Below are 17,682 nucleotides of genomic sequence, written 5' to 3'. Positions count from 1 at the left end.
AGCACACCCTCCCGGAGCCACGCCCCCGGCCCTTCCGGGGGAAGGGAACCGGCCACCCGTCCCGCCTCAGTCGCCACCCTTGCCTCCCGTCGGCCGCGTACCGCTGTCCCGGCTCATCCCATCACAGGAAAGTCCGGACACCGCCCGCGGCACCGGTCCCGACCCGCGGAGAGTCCCGCACGGCGAAGGGCCGGGACCGGTCCGGCGGGGGTACGGCCGGGCCCGGGACGCTTCAGGCGCTCGGGCCGGGGAATCCCACGGGCCAGGTATGGACCGGCTCCCCGTGGTGCATCAGCTCGCGGTAGCGCCGGGTGGTGGCGGCCAGGGCCGCGTCCCGCTCCAGCCCCGCCTCCAGGGCCCGGTGATACGTCTCCGCCTGCCACGAGGCCCCGTTCATCCGGCGCTTGCACCGCGCCTCGATCACCCCGAGATAGCGGTCTCGGTCGGCGGGCTCCACATTCCACGCGTCGAGTCCGGCGGCGGCCAGCGGCAGCAGTTCGTCCCGGACCAGCTTGGCCACCGGCACCGTGGTGATCCCGCCGGTCCGGCCGGGGCGCGGCCACTTCAGCTCGGCGTCGATACCGTCGCGGCACGCGGTGTCGAAGTTCTCCGCCGCCGTCTCGAACGGCAGCCTGCTCCACACCGGCCGCTGCTCCTCGGCCAGCGCCCGGACCAGGCCGTAGTAGAAGGCGGCGTTGGCGACGACATCGGTGACCGTGGGGCCAGCGGGCAGGACCCGGTTCTCCACCCGCAGATGGGGCACCCCGCCCGCGACCCCGTACACCGGCCGGTTCCAGCGGTAGACCGTGCCGTTGTGGAGGACCAGTTCGTGCAACGAGGGCACCCCGCCCTCGTCGATGACCCGCAGCGGCTCCTCCTCGTCGTCGCAGATCGGCAGCAGCGCCGGGAAGAACCGCAGATTCTCCTCGAAGAGGTCGTACGCCGAGGTGATCCACCGCTCCCCGAACCAGGTACGCGGTCTGACACCCTGTGCCTGCAACTCCGGCGGACGGGTGTCGGTGGCCTGGAGGAACAGCGGTGGCCGCGACTCCCGCCACAGCTCCTTGCCGAACAGGAACGGGGCATTGGCCCCCACCGCGACCTGCACGGAAGCCACCGCCTGGGCCGCGTTCCAGACATCGGCGAACCGGTCGGGCGTGACCTGGAGATGGAGCTGGACCGAGGTGCAGGCGGCCTCGGGCGCGATGGACGACGAGGCGCAGTTCAACCGCTCGACCCCCTCGATGTCGAGGGCGAACTCCTCCCCGCGCGCGGTCACGATCTGCTCGTTGAGCAGGGTGTAGCGGTGGTCGGCGGAGAGGTTGCCGCTGACCAGATCGTCCTGCTGCAGGGTCGGCAGAATGCCGATCATCATGATTCCGGCACCGACTTCGTTCGCCTTGCGGTCGGCATATCCCAGACCGGCCCGCAGCTCCTCGGCCAACTGGTCCAGAACGCGCCCGCCGAGCCGGTGGGGCACGATATTGACCTCCAGGTTGAACATTCCGAGTTCGGTCTGGAAATCATGGCTGGCGATACGCTCCAGAACTTCCGCATTCATCATGCGCGGCTGTCCGTCGGCGCCCACGAGATTCAGCTCGATCTCCAGCCCCATCAGATTCTTGGGACGGTCGAACCGCTGCTCGGCCAGCAGTCGCCCGAGCCCTGCCAGGCACTGCTGGAGCTTTCTCCGGTATCGCCGGCGATCGGAGAACTCGAAACCGTCCGACGCGACCTTGTCCCCCATGAAGTGTCCTTCCTCGGGTGGCTGCGACAGGGTCCCCGGGCCCACCGCCCGGGGGCGGCCCGGCGGACTCCGGGACGATAATGCCCAGACTGATTGATCCGTAACGCGGCCGGGGCGGGGCGGGACCGCTAGTGTGGCATCCGTCACCGAACGGCTCATGCCGAAGCGGCGGCGAACGGCGGGCGAACCCCCGCCGCCGATCGGTCCGGTTACTCCGGGGACACGGGTCCCGTGGCTGGTGACAAACGCCGACAGGTTTCGGCCTACCGCGCCGGGGGCAAAATACCTGGCCGCCGCCGGGGGTGACCCGGAAAAACCGTACGTCCACCCGGTCGATGAGACCTGAATCCGCCTTGCCGACATTCACGGAACGCGCTAGCGGAATCACTGTACGAACGTGAGTGTTATAAACTCTGCAAACGGGCGGCGAGTTGGCCCGGCGGTCTTTCCGGTCCCCCCGAGATCCCCGCGCCTTCGACCGACAGCGCTGTCGGAGCCGACGACACCGGCACCCGCCGGTGCCGTCGCCGCGTGCCGGCCCCGGCACCGCGTGACAGCACCGTCGGCGCACGCCCAGGTTCACCGTGTCTCCCGAGCGAGAGGCGACCCACCATGCCGCTCCATGTCCTCCCGGCCCCCGCGCCTGCCCTTCGCAGCGTTCTCGCGGCACTCAGTACCCCATCCGCGGTCCGCGAGGACCGCCCCCCGGCACTCAGGTCCGTCCAGGGACCCGTCAGCCCGGAGTGCCCGCTGCCCGTCCATGTGCTCGACCAGGTCGACCCGCACACCATCGCCGACGCCGGCACCCGCCTGCTGGGCTGGCGGTTCCTGCTCCGCGGCGACGGCGCGACCGTCGCCGCGGCGGAGACCCTGCTCACCCCGGACGGCTGGACGTTCTCCCACTTCTTCGAGGGCCCCTATCTGGCCTCCACCGAACTCGCCCTGCGCCAGGCGGAGTCGTCGGTGACCCCGTTCCAGCCGCGGCTGCTCTCCATTCCGGCGCTGTACATGCTGGCGCTCTGGCTGCACGCCGAACCGGAGGCGGACGCGTCGGACGCCGGGCTGGGCCCGGCCGACCTGCTGGTACCGCTCGCCCCGGCCCCGCCGGGGATCGCCGCCCACCGGCCGTACGAGGTCGCCGAACTGCTCCCGGTGATGACCCTGCGGCTGACCCCGGCCGGGCTCCTCGGCTCGCCCGCCTGACCCCGGGCGGCGGTCCGCCGCCCCCGAACGGCCGGTCCCGGCCACCGACACGTCTCCCCCCGCCCGGCCCGGTCCGCCCCCGGCGCCCCGGCGGCGGCGTGCCCCGTGAACCCCGCGTCAGCGGATTCACGGGGCACGCCGCTTTCCGGCCCCGGCCGCCATGGGCCAGAACGGGCTAGTCCGTTGTGACCAGGCCCCAACCACCCGAAAGGACAGTCCGGTTGAGCTGAACCATCCTCGGGGGTGATACGTCTCTCATCAGAGAGACGAGGTGTCGTGAAATCCCTGCGGAACAACGCCCGTGGGGCAACACTGGGACCGGACCGAGAGAGATACGGGGGGCGGCCATGAACACTTCATCGAGCCGCAGGACACTGATCACACCAGAGCGAAAGAACCCGCCCATGTGCCAGCACCAGCCATCGTGCCCGACAGCGGACTCAGCCGACCGGGACGCCGCCCGACTGGTGGCGCACCACCCGGAGCAGGGCTGGAGCCTGCTCTGCAACGGCGTCCTTCTGTTCGAGGACACCGGCGAGCTGCTGCCGGACGGGCAGATCATCGCCCCGCACCGCCCGCTGGCGGCGCACGCGGCATAGGGGAACGAACCGGGGGCCGGTCGGGGTGCGTACGCACTCCCCGAACCGGCCCCGTGGCATGTCGGCCGTGCCCGGCCGGGCTCAGCCCTCGTAGGCGTCCGGCGGCGGGCAGGAGCAGACCAGGTTACGGTCCCCGAAGGCCCCGTCGATCCGGCGCACCGGCGGCCAGTACTTGTCGGCGGCGTTCACGCCGGGCGGGAAGACCGCCTCGTCCCGGCCGTACGCGTGCTCCCAGGCCCCGCCCAGCGCCGCCGCGGTGTGCGGCGCGTTCCGCAGCGGGTTGTCGTCGGCGGGCCAGACACTCGTCGCGACCTTCTCGATCTCGGCCCGGATCGCGATCATCGCCTCGCAGAAGCGGTCGACCTCGGCCAGGTTCTCGCTCTCGGTCGGCTCGATCATCAGCGTCCCGGCGACCGGGAAGGACATCGTCGGCGCGTGGAAGCCGTAGTCGATCAGCCGCTTGGCGATGTCGTCGACGGTGACACCGGTCGCCTTGGTCAGCGGGCGCAGATCGATGATGCACTCATGGGCGACCAGCCCGCCGGGGCCCGTGTACAGCACCGGGAAGTGCGGCTCCAGTCGCTTGGCGATGTAGTTGGCGGCCAGCACGGCGACCTGCGTCGCCCGCTTCAGCCCCTCGCCGCCCATCAGCCGGACGTACGCCCAGGAGATCGGCAGGATGCCCGCCGAGCCCCAGGGGGCGGCGGAGATGGGGCCGACCCCGGTCTCCGGGCCCGCTTCGGGCTGGAGCGGGTGGTTGGGAAGGTAGGGGGCGAGATGCGCCCGGACCGCCACCGGACCCACACCGGGGCCGCCGCCGCCGTGCGGGATGCAGAACGTCTTGTGCAGATTGAGGTGCGAGACGTCGCCGCCGAACTCGCCCGGCTTGGCGAGACCGACCAGCGCGTTCAGGTTGGCGCCGTCGACATAGACCTGGCCGCCCGCCTCGTGGACCCGGGCGCAGATATCGGCGACGTGCTCCTCGAAGACGCCGTGCGTCGACGGGTAGGTGATCATCAGTACGGCGAGTTCGTCGCGGTACCGCTCGATCTTCTCCCGCAGATCGGTGACGTCGATCTCGCCGTCGTCGGCGGTGGCGACCACGACCACCCTCATGCCCGCCATCACGGCGCTGGCGGCGTTGGTGCCGTGCGCGGAGGACGGGATGAGGCAGACGGTCCGGCCGGTGTCGCCGTTGGCGCGGTGGTAGGCGCGGACGGCGAGCAGTCCGGCGAGTTCGCCCTGGGATCCGGCGTTCGGCTGGAGGGACACCTTGGCGTAGCCGGTGACCTCGGCCAGCCGCTCCTCCAGCTCGTGGATCAGGGTCAGATAGCCCGCCGCCTGGTCCGCCGGGGCGAAGGGATGGATTTGGCCGAACTCGGGCCAGGTCACCGGCTCCATCTCGGTGGTGGCGTTGAGCTTCATGGTGCAGGAGCCGAGCGGGATCATCCCCCGGTCCAGCGCGTAGTCCCGGTCGGCCAGCCGCCGCAGGTAGCGCAGCATCGCGGTCTCGGAGCGGTGCTGGTGGAAGACCGGGTGGGTCAGATAGTCGTCGGTCCGCAGCAGTTCCGCGGGCAGGGTGTCCTCGACGGAGGCGTCGAGGGCGTCCAGGTCGAGGGCGGCGTCGGCGCCGAAGGCGGTGAGGACGGCCCGGAGGGCGGCCCGGTCGGTGGTCTCGTCGCAGGCGATCGACACCAGGGAGTCGTCCACGAGGCGGAGGTTGACCCCGCCCTCGCGCGCGGCGGCGACCACATCGGCGGCCCGCCCGGGTACGCGTACCGTCACCGTGTCGAAGTACGCGCCGGTGACGATCTCCGCCCCGCTCGCCGCCAGACCGGCGGCGAGCAGGGTGGCGTAGCGGTGGGTGCGCCGGGCGATGGAGCGCAGGCCGTCGGGGCCGTGGTAGACGGCGTACATTCCGGCCATCACCGCGAGCAGCACCTGGGCGGTACAGATGTTGCTGGTGGCCTTCTCGCGGCGGATGTGCTGCTCACGGGTCTGGAGGGCGAGACGGTACGCCTTGTCGCCGTCCGCGTCGACGGAGACGCCGACGAGGCGGCCAGGCAGGCTGCGGGCGAACTTCTCGCGGACCGCCATGAATCCGGCGTGCGGGCCGCCGAAGCCCATCGGGACGCCGAACCGCTGGCTGGTGCCGACGGCGATGTCCGCGCCGAGTTCGCCGGGGGAGGTGAGCAGGGTGAGGGCGAGCAGATCGGCGGCGACGGTGACGACGGCGCCCAGTTCGTGCGCCCGCTCGATCAGCGGCCGGAGGTCGCGTACGGCGCCGGAGGCACCGGGGTACTGGAGGAGGACGCCGAAGACGCCCCGCTCGGCGACCTCGGCCGGGATGCCGTCACCGAGGTCGGCGACGACGACCTCGACCCCGGTGGGCTCGGCCTGGGTCTCGATCACGGCCAGGGTCTGCGGCAGGACGTCGGCGTCGACGAGGAAGACCCCGTCCTTGACCTTGCCGACCCGGCGGGAGAGCGACATGGCCTCGGCGGCGGCGGTGCCCTCGTCGAGGAGGGAGGCCCCGGAGGTGGGCAGACCGGTCAGCTCGGCGATCGTGGTCTGGAAGTTCAGCAGCGCCTCCAGCCGGCCCTGCGAGATCTCCGGCTGGTAGGGGGTGTACGCGGTGTACCAGGAGGGGTTCTCCATGACGTTGCGCAGGATGACCGGCGGGGTGAAGGTGCCGTAGTAGCCGAGGCCGATCATCGAAGTCAGTACGGAGTTGCGGTCGGCCAGCGACCGGAGTTCGGCCAGTACCTCGGGCTCGGTCCTGGCGTCCGGCAGACCCAGCGCCCCGGCGCTCTTGATGACATCGGGCACCGCGGCGGCGGTCAGCTCGTCGAGCGACCCGTACCCCACCTGAGCCAGCATCTTGGCCTGGGCCTCGGCGTCGGGTCCTATGTGGCGCTGCTCGAAGGGGATTCCCCGCTCCAGCTGCCGGAGAGGGATGCGGTTGGCGGTCATACAGGCGGCCTCCTGGTCTGCGTCAGACCCGGTGAGGGGCACCCGAGGCGGATGCCCGGGACGGCCTCCCCCTCTGTCATCTCAACCTGAGAGCTTCACCGGCCGCCCGTGGCGGGGGCGCTCCGGCTTTCACCGTCGGTGAGGGCGGATGCCGTCCGGCGCCCGCCCCACTTTCCAGAGTGACCTCGTCCGCGCGGTACAGGTGCCTGAGAGATTCCGGGGAGGAGTTGCTCCTTCGGCGCCACCGTCGTCCTGCCGGTGGACTCTCCCGCGCGGGGTCAGCAGCCGCTGCCAGCCTACCAGCGGACTCTTCGGCGGGTGAGGCCCGTGATCGCTCGAGTGGCCGACGGCGGCGTTCTGCTTTTTCGTGGTCCTCAGGGGTTCTCCTCAGGCTTTTCCGGCAGTGGGTACGACCTTCTGGAGGGACCGTGCAGACCGACATCGATCCGCGCAGCCTGATCGGCCGCAAGGCGTACGACCGCGACGGCGTACGGATAGGGACCGTCGACGAGGTGTATCTCGACGACGCCACCGGCTCACCCGACTGGGCGGCCGTCCGTACCGGTCTCTTCGGCCGGGACTCCTTCGTCCCCCTCGCCCCCAGTACGGTCGTCGGCGGCGCCCTCCGGGTCCCCTTCGAGCGGTCGCTGGTGCGGGCCGCCCCGGACCTCGGCGTCGGCCGTCATCTCTCCCCCGCCCAGGAGCTCCGGCTCTGCCGCCACTACGGCATCGACGTCTCCCCCTCGTCCGCGCCGGGACCGGTCTCCGACCGCTCCTCCGGTACGGCGGCGGACGACGAGGCAGCGTCCGGCTGATCGTCCGCCGGCTCCACCAGCGGCAGCGGATCGGACGGCGTCAGCTCCGGATCCTCCACCCGGAAGGTCCGGACCCGCCCGACCGGCCCCAGCGGCACCTCGAACCGTACGGTGACCCGTCCGACGCCGCTGCCCTGGACCCAGCCCGGCCCGTGGGTCGCATGGGTGACGTCCTGCCCCGGCGACCACAGCGGTACGGCGGGCGGCCCGGCGGCCTCCGTACCGGCGCCGGTCCCCGCCGGATCCTCAGCCGGTCCGCCGCGGGCCGCCTCGCCGACGCCGTCGTCCGCCGGGCCCGCGGCCCCCGCCCCGGGCACGCCGCCGCCGAGCACCTCCGCGGCCTGGGCGAACAGGTCCTCCTGCGTCCAGTCCGTCAGTCCGGAGACCCCCACCCCCAGCAGCCGTACGCCCCCCGTGGTGTCGACACCTTCCAGCAGTCGCTCGGCGGCCTCCCGCACCACCACCGGGTCGTCGGTGGGCCCCCGGAGCGTCTCCGACCGGGTCAGAGTCGAGAAGTCGTACCGCCGGACCTTGAGCACGATCGTCCGGCCCGAGTGCCCGGAGGCGCGCAGCCGCCGGACGCAGCGGTCGGCCAGCCGCTCCACCTCCAGCCGGATCCGCAGCCGGTCGTGGAGATCGATGTCGAAGGTGTCCTCCACGGACACGGACTTCATATCGCGCTCGGCCACCACGGGCCGGTCGTCGTGGCCGAGGGCCATCCGGTACAGCGACGCCCCCTGGGCCCGGCCCAGCAGCCGGACCAGCTCGTCCTCGCCCGCCTCCGCCAGTTCGGCGCAGGTGGTGATCCCACCGCGGCGCAGCTGCTCACCGGTGGCCGGACCGACGCCGGGCAGGGTCCGAACCGAGAGCGGCCCCAGCAGCTCGCGCTCCGTGCCCGGCTCGATCACCAGCAGTCCGTCCGGTTTGGCCCGCTCGGATGCCACCTTGGCTATCATCTTCGACCCGGCGAGCCCCACCGAGCCGGTCAGGCCGGTGACCCGGGCGATATCGGCCCGCAGCCGCTCGCCCGCCGCCCGCGCCGACGCCGTGTCCCCGGCCGCTCCCGACGCCTCCAGGTCGACGAAAGCCTCGTCCAGGCTCAACGGCTCCACCAGCGGCGACACCGCCCCGAGCAGCCGCATCACCTGCTCGCTGATCGACCGGTAGAACGCGAAGCGGGGCACCAGATAGGCCGCGTTCGGCGCCAGCCGCCGGGCCTGGGACATCGGCATCGCCGAATGGACCCCGAACCGCCGCGCCTCGTACGACGCGGTGGCGACCACACCGCGCGGCCCGAGCCCTCCGACGATCACCGGCTTTCCGCGCAGGCTCGGCTTCGCCGCCTGCTCGGCCGCGGCGAAGAACGCGTCCATGTCCAGATGCAGAATCGTCGGAGCGGATCTCACAGCTCCGATGCTGCACTACGCCACTGACAACGCCCGGCCGTGGTCCGCCACGACACGGCCCGGGCCCCCGGTCAGACCGCGCGGTCGCGCCGTCTGCGGGCCAGTTCGTCGGCCGGATTGTCGCCGGGCAGCGTCTCACCGGTATCGACCCGCTCGCCGTGCAGCTGGGACAGGGCCGACTCGACATCGCGCCAGACCACCCCGACGGCGATCCCGAAGACTCCCTGGCCGCCCTGGAGGAGATCGACGACCTCGTCGGGCGACGAACACTCGTAGACCGTGGCACCGTCGCTCATCAGCGTCATCCGCTCCAGATCGGCCAGCTCACGGCCGCGCAGGTGACGGACCGCGGCCCGGATGTTCTGCAGCGCGACACCGGTGTCGAGGAACCGTTTGACGATCTTGAGGACAACGACGTCACGGAAGCTGTAGAGGCGCTGTGTACCCGATCCGTAGGCGGGGCGGACACTCGGCTCGACCAGCCCCGTACGCGCCCAGTAGTCGAGCTGGCGGTAGGTGATCCCCGCCGCCGCACAGGCCGTCGGCCCCCGGTAGCCCACCGTCTCCTCCGGAGTCACGGGCTCCATCGGCTCCCGTCCACCGCCGTGGAGCGGATACGGCCCACTCTCCACCGGACTCCGTCCGGTGGCGCCCCCCACCGCACCGTCGCCGCTGCTTCTCACGCCGACCCTCCATCCTTGACCTGCCCACTCGACGGTAGGCAGTCACCAGGGGTGCGTCAACGATCGCCACACTCGGCACGCCGAGTGATAATCACCCTGAGGGTGGTTTCCCGCACCCCGGTCCGGGGTAAGGCTAGCCGAATGGGCATATGCCAACCGGCGGCACGGTCACTGGCTGTTGGTCCCGAAGTCCTCGGGTGAGATCTGGTCGAGGAACTCGCGGAACTTCTCCACCTCGTCCTCCTGCTCGTCCGGGATCGCGATCCCGGCGTCGTCGAGCACCCCGTCACTGCCGTAGATCGGCGCACCGACCCGCAGGGCGAGCGCTATGGCGTCGGAGGGGCGGGCACTGACCTCGACCCCGCTGGCGAACACCAGTTCCGCGTAGAAGACACCTTCGCGCAGATCGGTGATCCGGACCTCGGTCAGCTCCTGACCGAGCGCGTCCAGCACATCCTTGAACAGGTCATGGGTCAGCGGTCTGGCCGGTGCCATGCCCTGCTGGCCGAGGGCGATCGCGGTCGCCTCCCCGGGACCGATCCAGATGGGGAGGTACCGATCGCCTCCCACTTCTCGCAGGAGCACGATCGGTTGATTGGAGGGCATCTCCACCCGGACGCCCACAACGTCGAGCTCGTTCACACAGCAACCCTAGGCCGTGCCCGGCCTCTTTGGATAGTCGGGCACGGCCATGATCATTGGATCCGCACCCCGAGAGAGGTCTCCATCAGGGCCGCGTGCAGCTGTACGGACAGGCCCGCCAGCTCCCTCGCGGTCGCCTCGGCACGGGCTCTGGTCTGCGGATTGCGATGCCGCCGCAAGGGTGCCACCACCTGTTCCACCAGCCCGGCCTCCCGGTCCGCGGCGGCCCGCATCGCCCGCAGATGACGGGGTTCGAGCCCGAACCGGCCCAGCTCCGCCACCAGCCGGGCCACGGTCACCGCACCGGCGTCGTACGAGCCGTCGGCGGCGGCCACCAGCAGACCGTACGACTCCCAGTCGGCCAGCTCCTCGGCCGACACCCCGGCCGCCGCCAGCAGCTCGGACCGGCCCACCCGGGCCGCCGTGGGGCCCTCCGGCTCCACCACGGCCACCGGCCCGGGGCCGGCCCCCGGAACACTCTCCGCGCCACCGGGCTCGGAACCATCACGCGGCGTTCCCGGGGCGGGCAGCTGAGGCTGCTCCCCCCGGGCCACGGCGTCCAGATGTTCCCGGATCACCTTCAACGGCAGATAGTGGTCGCGCTGCATCCGCAGCACCTGCGCCAGCCGCTCCACATCCGACCGGGAGAACTTGCGGTACCCCGACGGGGTACGCCGGGGCTCGACCAGCCCCTCGGCCTCCAGAAAACGGATCTTGGAAATGGTGACCTCGGGAAACTCGTCGTGCAGCTGGGTGAGCACCGTACCGATGCTCATCAGCCGCTCTCCCGGGCCGGGGGCGCCGTCTCCGGCACCCCCCGTCGGTGTTCGCACCATGCGCCTTCCCACGGATGCCCCGCGACGACCGGCGATCAGTAGCCCCGCTGGCTCGCGTGGCTCGCGTAGAAGACCATCCGGTACTTGCCGATCTGAACCTCGTCCCCGCTCGTCAGATAGACGGAGTCGATGGGCTCACGGTTGACATAGGTGCCGTTCAGGCTGCCGACGTCGGCGACGCTGAAGCTGCCGTCCGGTCCGCGGCGGAACTCCACATGGCGCCGGGAGACCGTCACGTCGTCGAGGAAGATATCGCTCTGCGGATGGCGGCCCGCGGTCGTCAGATCCCCGTCCAGCAGGAACCGGCTGCCCGAATTGGGCCCGCGGCGCACCACCAGCAGCGCCGACCCCAGCGGCAGGGCGTCCACCGCGGCCTGGGCCTCCGGCGACAGCGACGGCAGCGCGGTCTGGCCCGTCGTCTCCGAGTCGTACGCCTCCAGTCCGGAGATGGAGATCGTCGACGTCGTCTCGGAGGACCGCTCGGGTGCCACTCCGGGCCGCAGCGGCGCGCCGCAGTTGGAGCAGAACCGGCCGGAATCGGGGTTGCGGTGACCGCACCTCGTACAGACCGTCACTCCCGCCATGGAAGGGTCCTCCTGCCGCGGCTGTCCCCCATGGGGATTGGTCGCATAGGGGTCGGGGGCGTACCCACCACCCGCACCCGCGGTCGATGATTCCCCGAAACCTATGCGCCCGGCACCGGCAGGGTCAACAGACGCGCCGGGGCCCCCCGGATACCCACCGGCCGGACCACCGACCTCGTCCCGGAAGAGCGGACGCTGGCCGCCCTGCTGCTCCTCCTGCTGGTCCTGACGGCGCGCACGGTGCCTGGCGCTGCCGCCGTCCTCGCGGGCACTCTTGCCGAACAACTTCGCAAACAACTTCACGGGCGATTCCCCTTGACCGAAATAGACCCGCCCGTGGGGCAGGACGAACTCTCAACGACGCCTGCCGACCCGGACATCCTCACAACGTCCGTACCCACCAGACAGTTTCCACCACACCGCGCGAAGTCGTCGTTCCGACCCCCCGCGGCCTCGCACCCGGACATACCGGGCATCGACTCCCGACGCCTCACCGCGTTGACGACCGAGCGTAGTCAGGCTGCTTCCCGGGTCGCAAGGCGTCCACAACGATCTTCTCCGAACGCGCCACCACGGCCGTGGCCTGCTCCTTCTCCAGTGTCCGCACGATTCCCCCAGGAATGTTCAGGGCCGGTTCGAGGTCCTGCGGCTTGCCGATCACCTCGAACCGGTACGGGGCGGTGATCTTCTTCCCGTCCACCTCCACGCTCCCACCGGAACCGGTGAAGTACGTATCGGCGACGACACGGTTCCCGTTGACCTCGATCGCCTCCGCGCCGGCCGCCCGCAGCTCCTGCACGGCGTCCAGCAGCATGTCCGGCTCCACGGCGCCGGACCGGTCGTCGACGGTGAGAGTGATACCGGGACCCTGTGCCGCAACCGTACCGGCGAGGATGCCCAGCTGCTGCTCCTTCTGCCGGGTCTGCCGCCGGGCCTCCTCCGCCTGGTCCGAACTGTTCTCCAGCTCCGTCCGCTGCTCCTCCAGCCGCCGCTTCTCGTCCTCCAGCCGCTCGGTGCGGCTGTCCAGCTCGTCGAGGATCCGGACGAGGTCCTCCTGCCGGGCCCCGCGCAGCGCGCTGTTGTCGCTGGTCGACCGTACCTGGATGGCGAGGCCGAGACCGAGGACGAAGAGCAGCAGGGCCACCGTCAGTTGGGCCCGGGTCACCCTCGGCGGCCACAGTCCGGCCTTCAGCCGCTGGCGGCCGGTGGGCCCGGCGGACCCGGCCGCCGGAGCCGCCTGTTCCACCGTGCCGGGCTCTGCTGGCGAACCGGCCGGTTCCGGACTGTCGGGCCCGCCCGGCTCCCGGTCCCTGTTCGTCTCCCGCTCCACCGGCGTCATGCCTGGAAGACATGGCGGCGGATGGCCGCCGCGTTGGAGAAGATCCGGATACCGAGTACGACCACGACACCGGTCGACAGCTGCGCGCCCACGCCCAGCTTGTCCCCGAGGAAGACGATCAACGCGGCCACGACCACGTTCGAGAGGAACGACACGACGAAGACCTTGTCGACGAAGATCCCGTCCAGCATCGCCCGCAGCCCGCCGAAGACCGCGTCGAGCGCCGCGACGACGGCGATCGGCAGATAGGGCTCGACCACGGCCGGTACCTCGGGCCGGACCAACAGTCCGGCCACGACTCCCACGACGAGGCCCAGTACGGCGATCACGATGTGCCCTTCCCTGAGTCGGTCCGCTCCCGCCCGCTCCCCCTCGGGGCATCGGGGCTTCCCGGTTCCGCTGTACGTACGATCAGGCTGGGCGCGGCCGGCAGCCGCACCCTGTCCTCAGTGGAGATGCTGAAACGGATCCCGAAGTTCTCCCGCAGCGCGTGCAAATAATGTCCGTCGGCGCTGTCCTGGAACGTCGTGTTCAGCTTCTTGCCGTCCCCCACCGCCAGCACCGTGTAGGGCGGCACCAGCGGTCTGTTGTCGACCAGTATGGCGTCCCCCGCGGCCCGGATCGCCGACAGGGCGGTCAGCCGCTGCCCGTTGATGGCGACCGACTCGGCGCCCGACTCCCACAGCCCGTTGACGACCCGCTGCATATCGCGGTCCCGTACCCGGCCGGTGTCACTGAACCCACTGGTCTCACGCGGCCCGCCGCCGTCCCCGCCGCCGGTGCCCTTGGCGTCGTCGACGACGAGTTTCACCCCCGGGCCCTCGACCTCGGTCGCCCCGGCCAGCAGCGCCACCGTCCGCCCCTGGTCACCGCCCTCGGACCGCAGGGCCCGCCGCTGACGCTCCCCCACCTCGGTACGGAGCGCCTCGACTTCGCCCTGGAGAGCGTCGACATCGCCGGTCTCCGCCTCGATGCGGTCGATCAGCTCCTCGCGTTCCTTGGCGACCACCGGTGCCGATATCCGCGCCTCGGCAGCCCCCACGGTCACGATGCCCGCGGTCAGTACCAGCCCGGCGCCCAGCCAGAGTTTCGCCTTCAGGGTCCGGGGCAGTCCGGCACCCTCGGCCCGGCGCGCCGCCGCCTCCGCGTACCCGTCGTCGAGGCTGTGCTCCATCACATTGGTCAGCAGCGACATCGAGGCATCGGGACGGGCGGGCGGTGAACCCGGGCGCGATCCGGTGCCCCGCACGGGAGGCTGCGCGGGGGGCTGCTGCGGCATGCCGCACATCGTCGCACGTCGCCCCCGATACCGCCGAACGGCCCCACCCGGGTGCGGGGCGGCGTTCCGGTACGCCGCCCCGCACTCCGTTCACACCTCAGTGACCTGCGCTGTCGACCACGGCCGCCCACTCGTCGAGCAGGGCCCGGGCCGAGGCTTCATCGGGTCCCTCGGCCCACAGATGGGTGACGGCCTCCGCGGGATCGGGCAGCACCATCACCCAGCGCCCGTCGGTCTCCACGACCCGTACCCCGTCGGTGGTGTCGACCTGCCGCTCACCGGCGGCCTCCACGACCCGGCGCATCACCAGCCCCTTGACCGCCCAGGGCGTCGCCAGGTCCCGCTTGAGGACATGGGCCCGGGGGATCCGCGCGTCGATCTGGCTGAGGGTGAGCTGGGTCCTGGCCACCAGTCCGACCAGCCGCACCAGGGCGGCCGTACCGTCGAAGACACTGCTGAACTCCGGCACGATGAACCCGCCCCGGCCGTCGCCGCCGAAGATCGTCGTCTCCTCCCGGCCGACCCGGGTCAGATCGTCGGGCGAGGTCGTGGTCCACTCCACCTCGGTACCGCGGTACGCGGCCACCTGCTCGGCGATCCTGGTGGTGGTCACCGGCAGCGCCACCTTGCCGCTGCGCCGCTCGGCGGCGACCAGGTCGAGCAGGACCAGCAGCGCCCGGTCGTCCTCGATGATCCGGCCGCGCTCGTCGACCAGCGACAGCCGTTCGCCCACGGGGTCGAACCGGACGCCGAACGCGGCCCGCGCGGACGCCACGATCTCACCGAGCCGTACGAGTCCGGCCCTGCGGGTCTCCGCGGTCTCCGTGGGCCGCGCCTCGTCGAGCCCCGGATTGATGGTCAGCGCGTCCACTCCGAGCCGGCCGAGCAGACTGGGCAGAACGAGCCCGGCACTGCCGTTCGAGGCGTCCACGACGACCTTCAGCCCGGACTCGGCGATCCCCGTGATGTCCACGTTCCGCAGCAGTGATCCGGTGTACGAGTCGAAGACGCTGGCCGGGAAGTGCAGGTCCCCGATCTCCCCGGGGAACGCCCGGCGGTACTCCTGGCGGGCGTAGACCCGGTCCAGCTTCCGCTGTCCGGCCTGGGAGAGATCCGCGCCGCGTTCGTCGAAGAACATGATGTCGACGGAGTCCGGCACCCCCGGGGAGGTACGGATCATGATCCCGCCCGCACTGCCGCGGGCCGTCTGCTGCCGGGCCACCGGGAGAGGCACGTTCTCCAGGTCGCGGACGTCGATGGCGCTGGCCTGGAGCGCCGAGATGACGGCCCGCTTCAGCGCCCGGGCACCGCGCGAGTGGTCCCGGGCCGTGGTGACCGTGGAGCCCTTCTTCAGGGTGGTCGCATACGCCCCCGCCAGCCGGACCGCCAGTTCGGGGGTGATCTCCACATTGAGGATCCCGGATACGCCCCGGGCGCCGAAGAGATGCGCCTGGCCGCGGGACTCCCAGATCACCGAGGTGTTGACGAAGGCACCGGCCTCGATCGTCTTGAACGGATAAACCCGTACGTTGCCCTGGACCACGGACTCCTCGCCGACGAGGCACTCGTCGCCGATGACCGCGCCCTCCTCGATCCGGGCGGCCCGCATGATGTCGGTGTTCTTGCCGACGACACAGCCCCGGAGATTGCACTGCTCCCCGATGTAGACGTTGTCGTGGATCACCGCTTTGTGGAGGAAGGCTCCGCTCTTGACGACGACATTGGAGCCGACGACCGTGTGCTCCCGGATCTCGGCATCCGCTTCGACCTTCGCGTAGTCCCCGATGTACAGGGGACCGCGCAGCACCGCGTCCGGGTGTACCTCGGCGCCTTCCGCGACCCATACGCCGGGCGAGATCTCGAAGCCGTCGAGTTCGACCTCGACCTTGCCCTCCAGCACATCGGCCTGGGCCTTCACATAGCTCTCATGGGTACCGACGTCCTCCCAGTAGCCTTCGGCGACATAGCCGTAGATCGGCTTGCCGTCCTTCATGAGCTGCGGGAATACATCGCCCGACCAGTCGACCGGGACATCGGCCTCGACATAGTCGAAGACCTCGGGCTCCATGACATAGATACCGGTATTGACGGTGTCCGAGAACACCTGACCCCAGGTCGGCTTCTCCAGAAAGCGCTCGACCTGGCCCGCCTCGTCGACGATGGTGATACCGAATTCCAGCGGATTGGGCACCCGGGTCAGACATACGGTGACCATCGCGCCCTTCTCCTTGTGGAAGGAGATCAGGTCGGTCAGATCGAAGTCGGTGAGCGCGTCCCCGGAGATGACGAGGAATGCGTCGTCCTTCAGCGCCTCCTCGGCATTCTTCACACTGCCCGCGGTTCCTAGCGGTTTCTCCTCATTGGCATAGGTGAGCTCCATTCCGAGCTCCTCGCCGTCCCCGAAGTAATTCTTGACGAGTGACGCGAGGAACTGGACGGTCACCACTGTCTCGGTGAGACCGTGCCTCTTGAGCAGCCGCAGCACATGCTCCATAATCGGCCGGTTGGCGACCGGCAGAAGCGGCTTGGGCATACTGGAAGTCATGGGGCGAAGCCGGGTTCCTTCGCCACCGGCCATCACGACGGCCTTCATGTCGGAAGCGTCCTCCTTGAGAGACGACGGCCCAGCCGACTGCGCTCGTCCTAAGAGGCCCTCTTGGCGTCATACGCGACCGGCCACACTGCACGGCAGCGCATCAACGAGGTCAATCGGCCGCTGTATCCGCCTTGACGAGACGACGGACCTGGACCACGTACAGGATCCCTGCCCACCAATACAGAGTTGTACCCCATCCTGCGAACGCCCATCCGAAAACGGCGGCAAGTGACGCAAGCCACCCCGAGCCGTCACTCAGGAGCAGTAGCGGGAAGGCGTACATCAGGTTGAAGGTGGCGGCCTTGCCGAGGAAGTTCACCTGCGGCGGCGGGTAACCGTGGCGCCGGAGGATCCACACCATCACCAACAGCATCAGCTCTCGCGCCAGGAGGACCGCGGTGAGCCAGAGCGGCAGGATTTCCCGCCAGGTGAGGCCGACCAGGGTGGAGAGGATGTACAGCCGGTCGGCGGCCGGGTCGAGCAGCCGGCCGAGGCTGCTGATCTGGTTCCAGCGCCGGGCGAGTTTCCCGTCGAGATAGTCACTGATCCCGCTGAGCATCAGTACCAGCAGGGCCCAGCCGTCGCTCTTCGGGCCGCCGAACTCGGGTCGGAGAATCAGCCACAGAAAGAGCGGCACACCGGCCAGCCGGGCCATGCTGAGGATGTTGGGGATGGTGAGTACCCGGTCCGTCTGAACGCGGGTCTCCTGGACCTCCACCCGGGGCCTCCTGGGGAACGTGCCTACGATGCCCCACGACTTTACCGTCAGTGGGGATCACGTTCGCACAGGGGTGGGCGGCGCCGCCTCCCTCTTTTCCGGGGAAATGCAGAAAGGGCCCTGGCCCCGAGACATAGTCTCAAGGGGCCAGAGCCCTCACTACAAAAATTGTTCGGCGGCGTCCTACTCTCCCACAGGGTCCCCCCTGCAGTACCATCGGCGCTGAAAGGCTTAGCTTCCGGGTTCGGAATGTAACCGGGCG

Annotated in this window: 15 protein-coding genes, 1 rRNA gene and 1 riboswitch; of the genes, 3 read left to right on the top strand and 13 right to left on the bottom strand. The window is 70.5% G+C overall.

The genetic code is table 11. The features are described 5' to 3' along the window. Positions 1-232: 232 nt before the first annotated feature. A complete protein-coding gene (locus AB0G74_RS31245; RefSeq protein WP_361153138.1) occupies positions 233-1,747 on the bottom strand; it encodes a glutamate--cysteine ligase in 1,515 nt (504 codons plus the stop codon). Between the two features lie 612 nt (positions 1,748-2,359). On the opposite strand from AB0G74_RS31245, the gene AB0G74_RS31240 reads away from it, so the two are divergent. Continuing rightward, positions 2,360-2,950 (top strand): hypothetical protein, encoded by a 591-nt coding sequence (locus AB0G74_RS31240; protein WP_361153136.1) that lies wholly within the window; start codon positions 2,360-2,362, stop codon positions 2,948-2,950. Between the two features lie 404 nt (positions 2,951-3,354). After that, positions 3,355-3,549: a DUF5999 family protein gene (locus tag AB0G74_RS31235; RefSeq protein ID WP_361153133.1), complete on the top strand. Its 195-nt coding sequence runs from the start codon at positions 3,355-3,357 to the stop codon at positions 3,547-3,549. An 81-nt stretch (positions 3,550-3,630) separates the two neighbouring features. Here AB0G74_RS31235 and gcvP read toward each other — a convergent pair whose 3' ends face one another. Continuing rightward, entirely contained in the window at positions 3,631-6,522 is a 2,892-nt protein-coding gene (gcvP, locus tag AB0G74_RS31230) for an aminomethyl-transferring glycine dehydrogenase (RefSeq protein ID WP_361153130.1), read from the bottom strand. A 184-nt stretch (positions 6,523-6,706) separates the two neighbouring features. Further along, positions 6,707-6,803: riboswitch (glycine riboswitch) on the bottom strand. A gap of 147 nt (positions 6,804-6,950) precedes the next feature. On the opposite strand from gcvP, the gene AB0G74_RS31225 reads away from it, so the two are divergent. Beyond that, positions 6,951-7,337 carry a PRC-barrel domain-containing protein gene (locus tag AB0G74_RS31225; RefSeq protein ID WP_361153128.1) on the top strand — a complete coding sequence of 129 codons (387 nt, stop codon included), beginning with the start codon at positions 6,951-6,953 and terminating at the stop codon, positions 7,335-7,337. On the opposite strand, the gene AB0G74_RS31220 is transcribed toward AB0G74_RS31225, so the two are convergent. The 11 genes from AB0G74_RS31220 to rrf all read right to left on the bottom strand — a co-directional run. Continuing rightward, on the bottom strand, positions 7,244-8,743 hold the full coding sequence (locus tag AB0G74_RS31220; protein ID WP_361153125.1) for a DNA polymerase IV: 1,500 nt from the start codon (positions 8,741-8,743) through the stop codon (positions 7,244-7,246). The two genes, AB0G74_RS31225 and AB0G74_RS31220, sit on opposite strands and share 94 nt — an antisense overlap. Before the next feature lie 71 nt (positions 8,744-8,814). Further along, positions 8,815-9,330 (bottom strand): MerR family transcriptional regulator, encoded by a 516-nt coding sequence (locus AB0G74_RS31215; protein ID WP_361153122.1) that lies wholly within the window; start codon positions 9,328-9,330, stop codon positions 8,815-8,817. Positions 9,331-9,594: 264 nt separating this feature from the next. Then, entirely contained in the window at positions 9,595-10,068 is a 474-nt protein-coding gene (locus AB0G74_RS31210) for a bifunctional nuclease family protein (RefSeq protein WP_358829197.1), read from the bottom strand. Positions 10,069-10,121: 53 nt separating this feature from the next. Continuing rightward, positions 10,122-10,904 carry a MerR family transcriptional regulator gene (locus AB0G74_RS31205; protein WP_361153119.1) on the bottom strand — a complete coding sequence of 261 codons (783 nt, stop codon included), beginning with the start codon at positions 10,902-10,904 and terminating at the stop codon, positions 10,122-10,124. Between the two features lie 35 nt (positions 10,905-10,939). Continuing rightward, a complete protein-coding gene (locus AB0G74_RS31200) occupies positions 10,940-11,833 on the bottom strand; it encodes an FHA domain-containing protein (protein ID WP_361153163.1) in 894 nt (297 codons plus the stop codon). Positions 11,834-11,978: 145 nt separating this feature from the next. Continuing rightward, a complete protein-coding gene (locus tag AB0G74_RS31195; protein ID WP_361153117.1) occupies positions 11,979-12,827 on the bottom strand; it encodes a DUF881 domain-containing protein in 849 nt (282 codons plus the stop codon). After that, positions 12,824-13,156 (bottom strand): small basic family protein, encoded by a 333-nt coding sequence (locus AB0G74_RS31190; protein ID WP_006350443.1) that lies wholly within the window; start codon positions 13,154-13,156, stop codon positions 12,824-12,826. Before AB0G74_RS31190 ends, AB0G74_RS31195 begins: the two co-directional genes overlap by 4 nt. After that, positions 13,153-14,106: a DUF881 domain-containing protein gene (locus tag AB0G74_RS31185; protein WP_361153114.1), complete on the bottom strand. Its 954-nt coding sequence runs from the start codon at positions 14,104-14,106 to the stop codon at positions 13,153-13,155. Before AB0G74_RS31185 ends, AB0G74_RS31190 begins: the two co-directional genes overlap by 4 nt. A gap of 97 nt (positions 14,107-14,203) precedes the next feature. Continuing rightward, positions 14,204-16,699, bottom strand: coding sequence for a mannose-1-phosphate guanyltransferase (locus tag AB0G74_RS31180; RefSeq protein WP_361153112.1), 2,496 nt, complete (start codon positions 16,697-16,699; stop codon positions 14,204-14,206). A 112-nt stretch (positions 16,700-16,811) separates the two neighbouring features. Further along, the gene (locus AB0G74_RS31175) at positions 16,812-17,420 is read right to left on the bottom strand and encodes a CDP-alcohol phosphatidyltransferase family protein (protein ID WP_358829201.1); all 609 of its coding nucleotides are present in this window, start codon (positions 17,418-17,420) and stop codon (positions 16,812-16,814) included. Positions 17,421-17,590: 170 nt separating this feature from the next. After that, a 5S ribosomal RNA gene (gene rrf, locus AB0G74_RS31170) occupies positions 17,591-17,682 on the bottom strand; the annotation flags it as partial.

This window comes from Streptomyces sp. NPDC020875 (genome assembly GCF_040641415.1).
Taxonomy (GTDB): domain Bacteria; phylum Actinomycetota; class Actinomycetes; order Streptomycetales; family Streptomycetaceae; genus Streptomyces.
The sequence above is the reverse complement of the archived record's forward strand: the minus strand, read 5'-3'. Positions and strand labels throughout refer to the sequence as shown.

Coding starts and splice junctions, on each gene's coding strand:
- AB0G74_RS31245 (WP_361153138.1), bottom strand. CDS start 1,747: ATGGGGGACAAGGTCGCGTCGGACGGTTTCGAGTTCTCCGATCGCCGG.
- AB0G74_RS31240 (WP_361153136.1), top strand. CDS start 2,360: ATGCCGCTCCATGTCCTCCCGGCCCCCGCGCCTGCCCTTCGCAGCGTT.
- AB0G74_RS31235 (WP_361153133.1), top strand. CDS start 3,355: ATGTGCCAGCACCAGCCATCGTGCCCGACAGCGGACTCAGCCGACCGG.
- gcvP (WP_361153130.1), bottom strand. CDS start 6,522: ATGACCGCCAACCGCATCCCTCTCCGGCAGCTGGAGCGGGGAATCCCC.
- AB0G74_RS31215 (WP_361153122.1), bottom strand. CDS start 9,330: ATGGAGCCCGTGACTCCGGAGGAGACGGTGGGCTACCGGGGGCCGACG.
- AB0G74_RS31205 (WP_361153119.1), bottom strand. CDS start 10,904: ATGGTGCGAACACCGACGGGGGGTGCCGGAGACGGCGCCCCCGGCCCG.
- AB0G74_RS31195 (WP_361153117.1), bottom strand. CDS start 12,827: ATGACGCCGGTGGAGCGGGAGACGAACAGGGACCGGGAGCCGGGCGGG.
- AB0G74_RS31185 (WP_361153114.1), bottom strand. CDS start 14,106: ATGCCGCAGCAGCCCCCCGCGCAGCCTCCCGTGCGGGGCACCGGATCG.
- AB0G74_RS31180 (WP_361153112.1), bottom strand. CDS start 16,699: ATGAAGGCCGTCGTGATGGCCGGTGGCGAAGGAACCCGGCTTCGCCCC.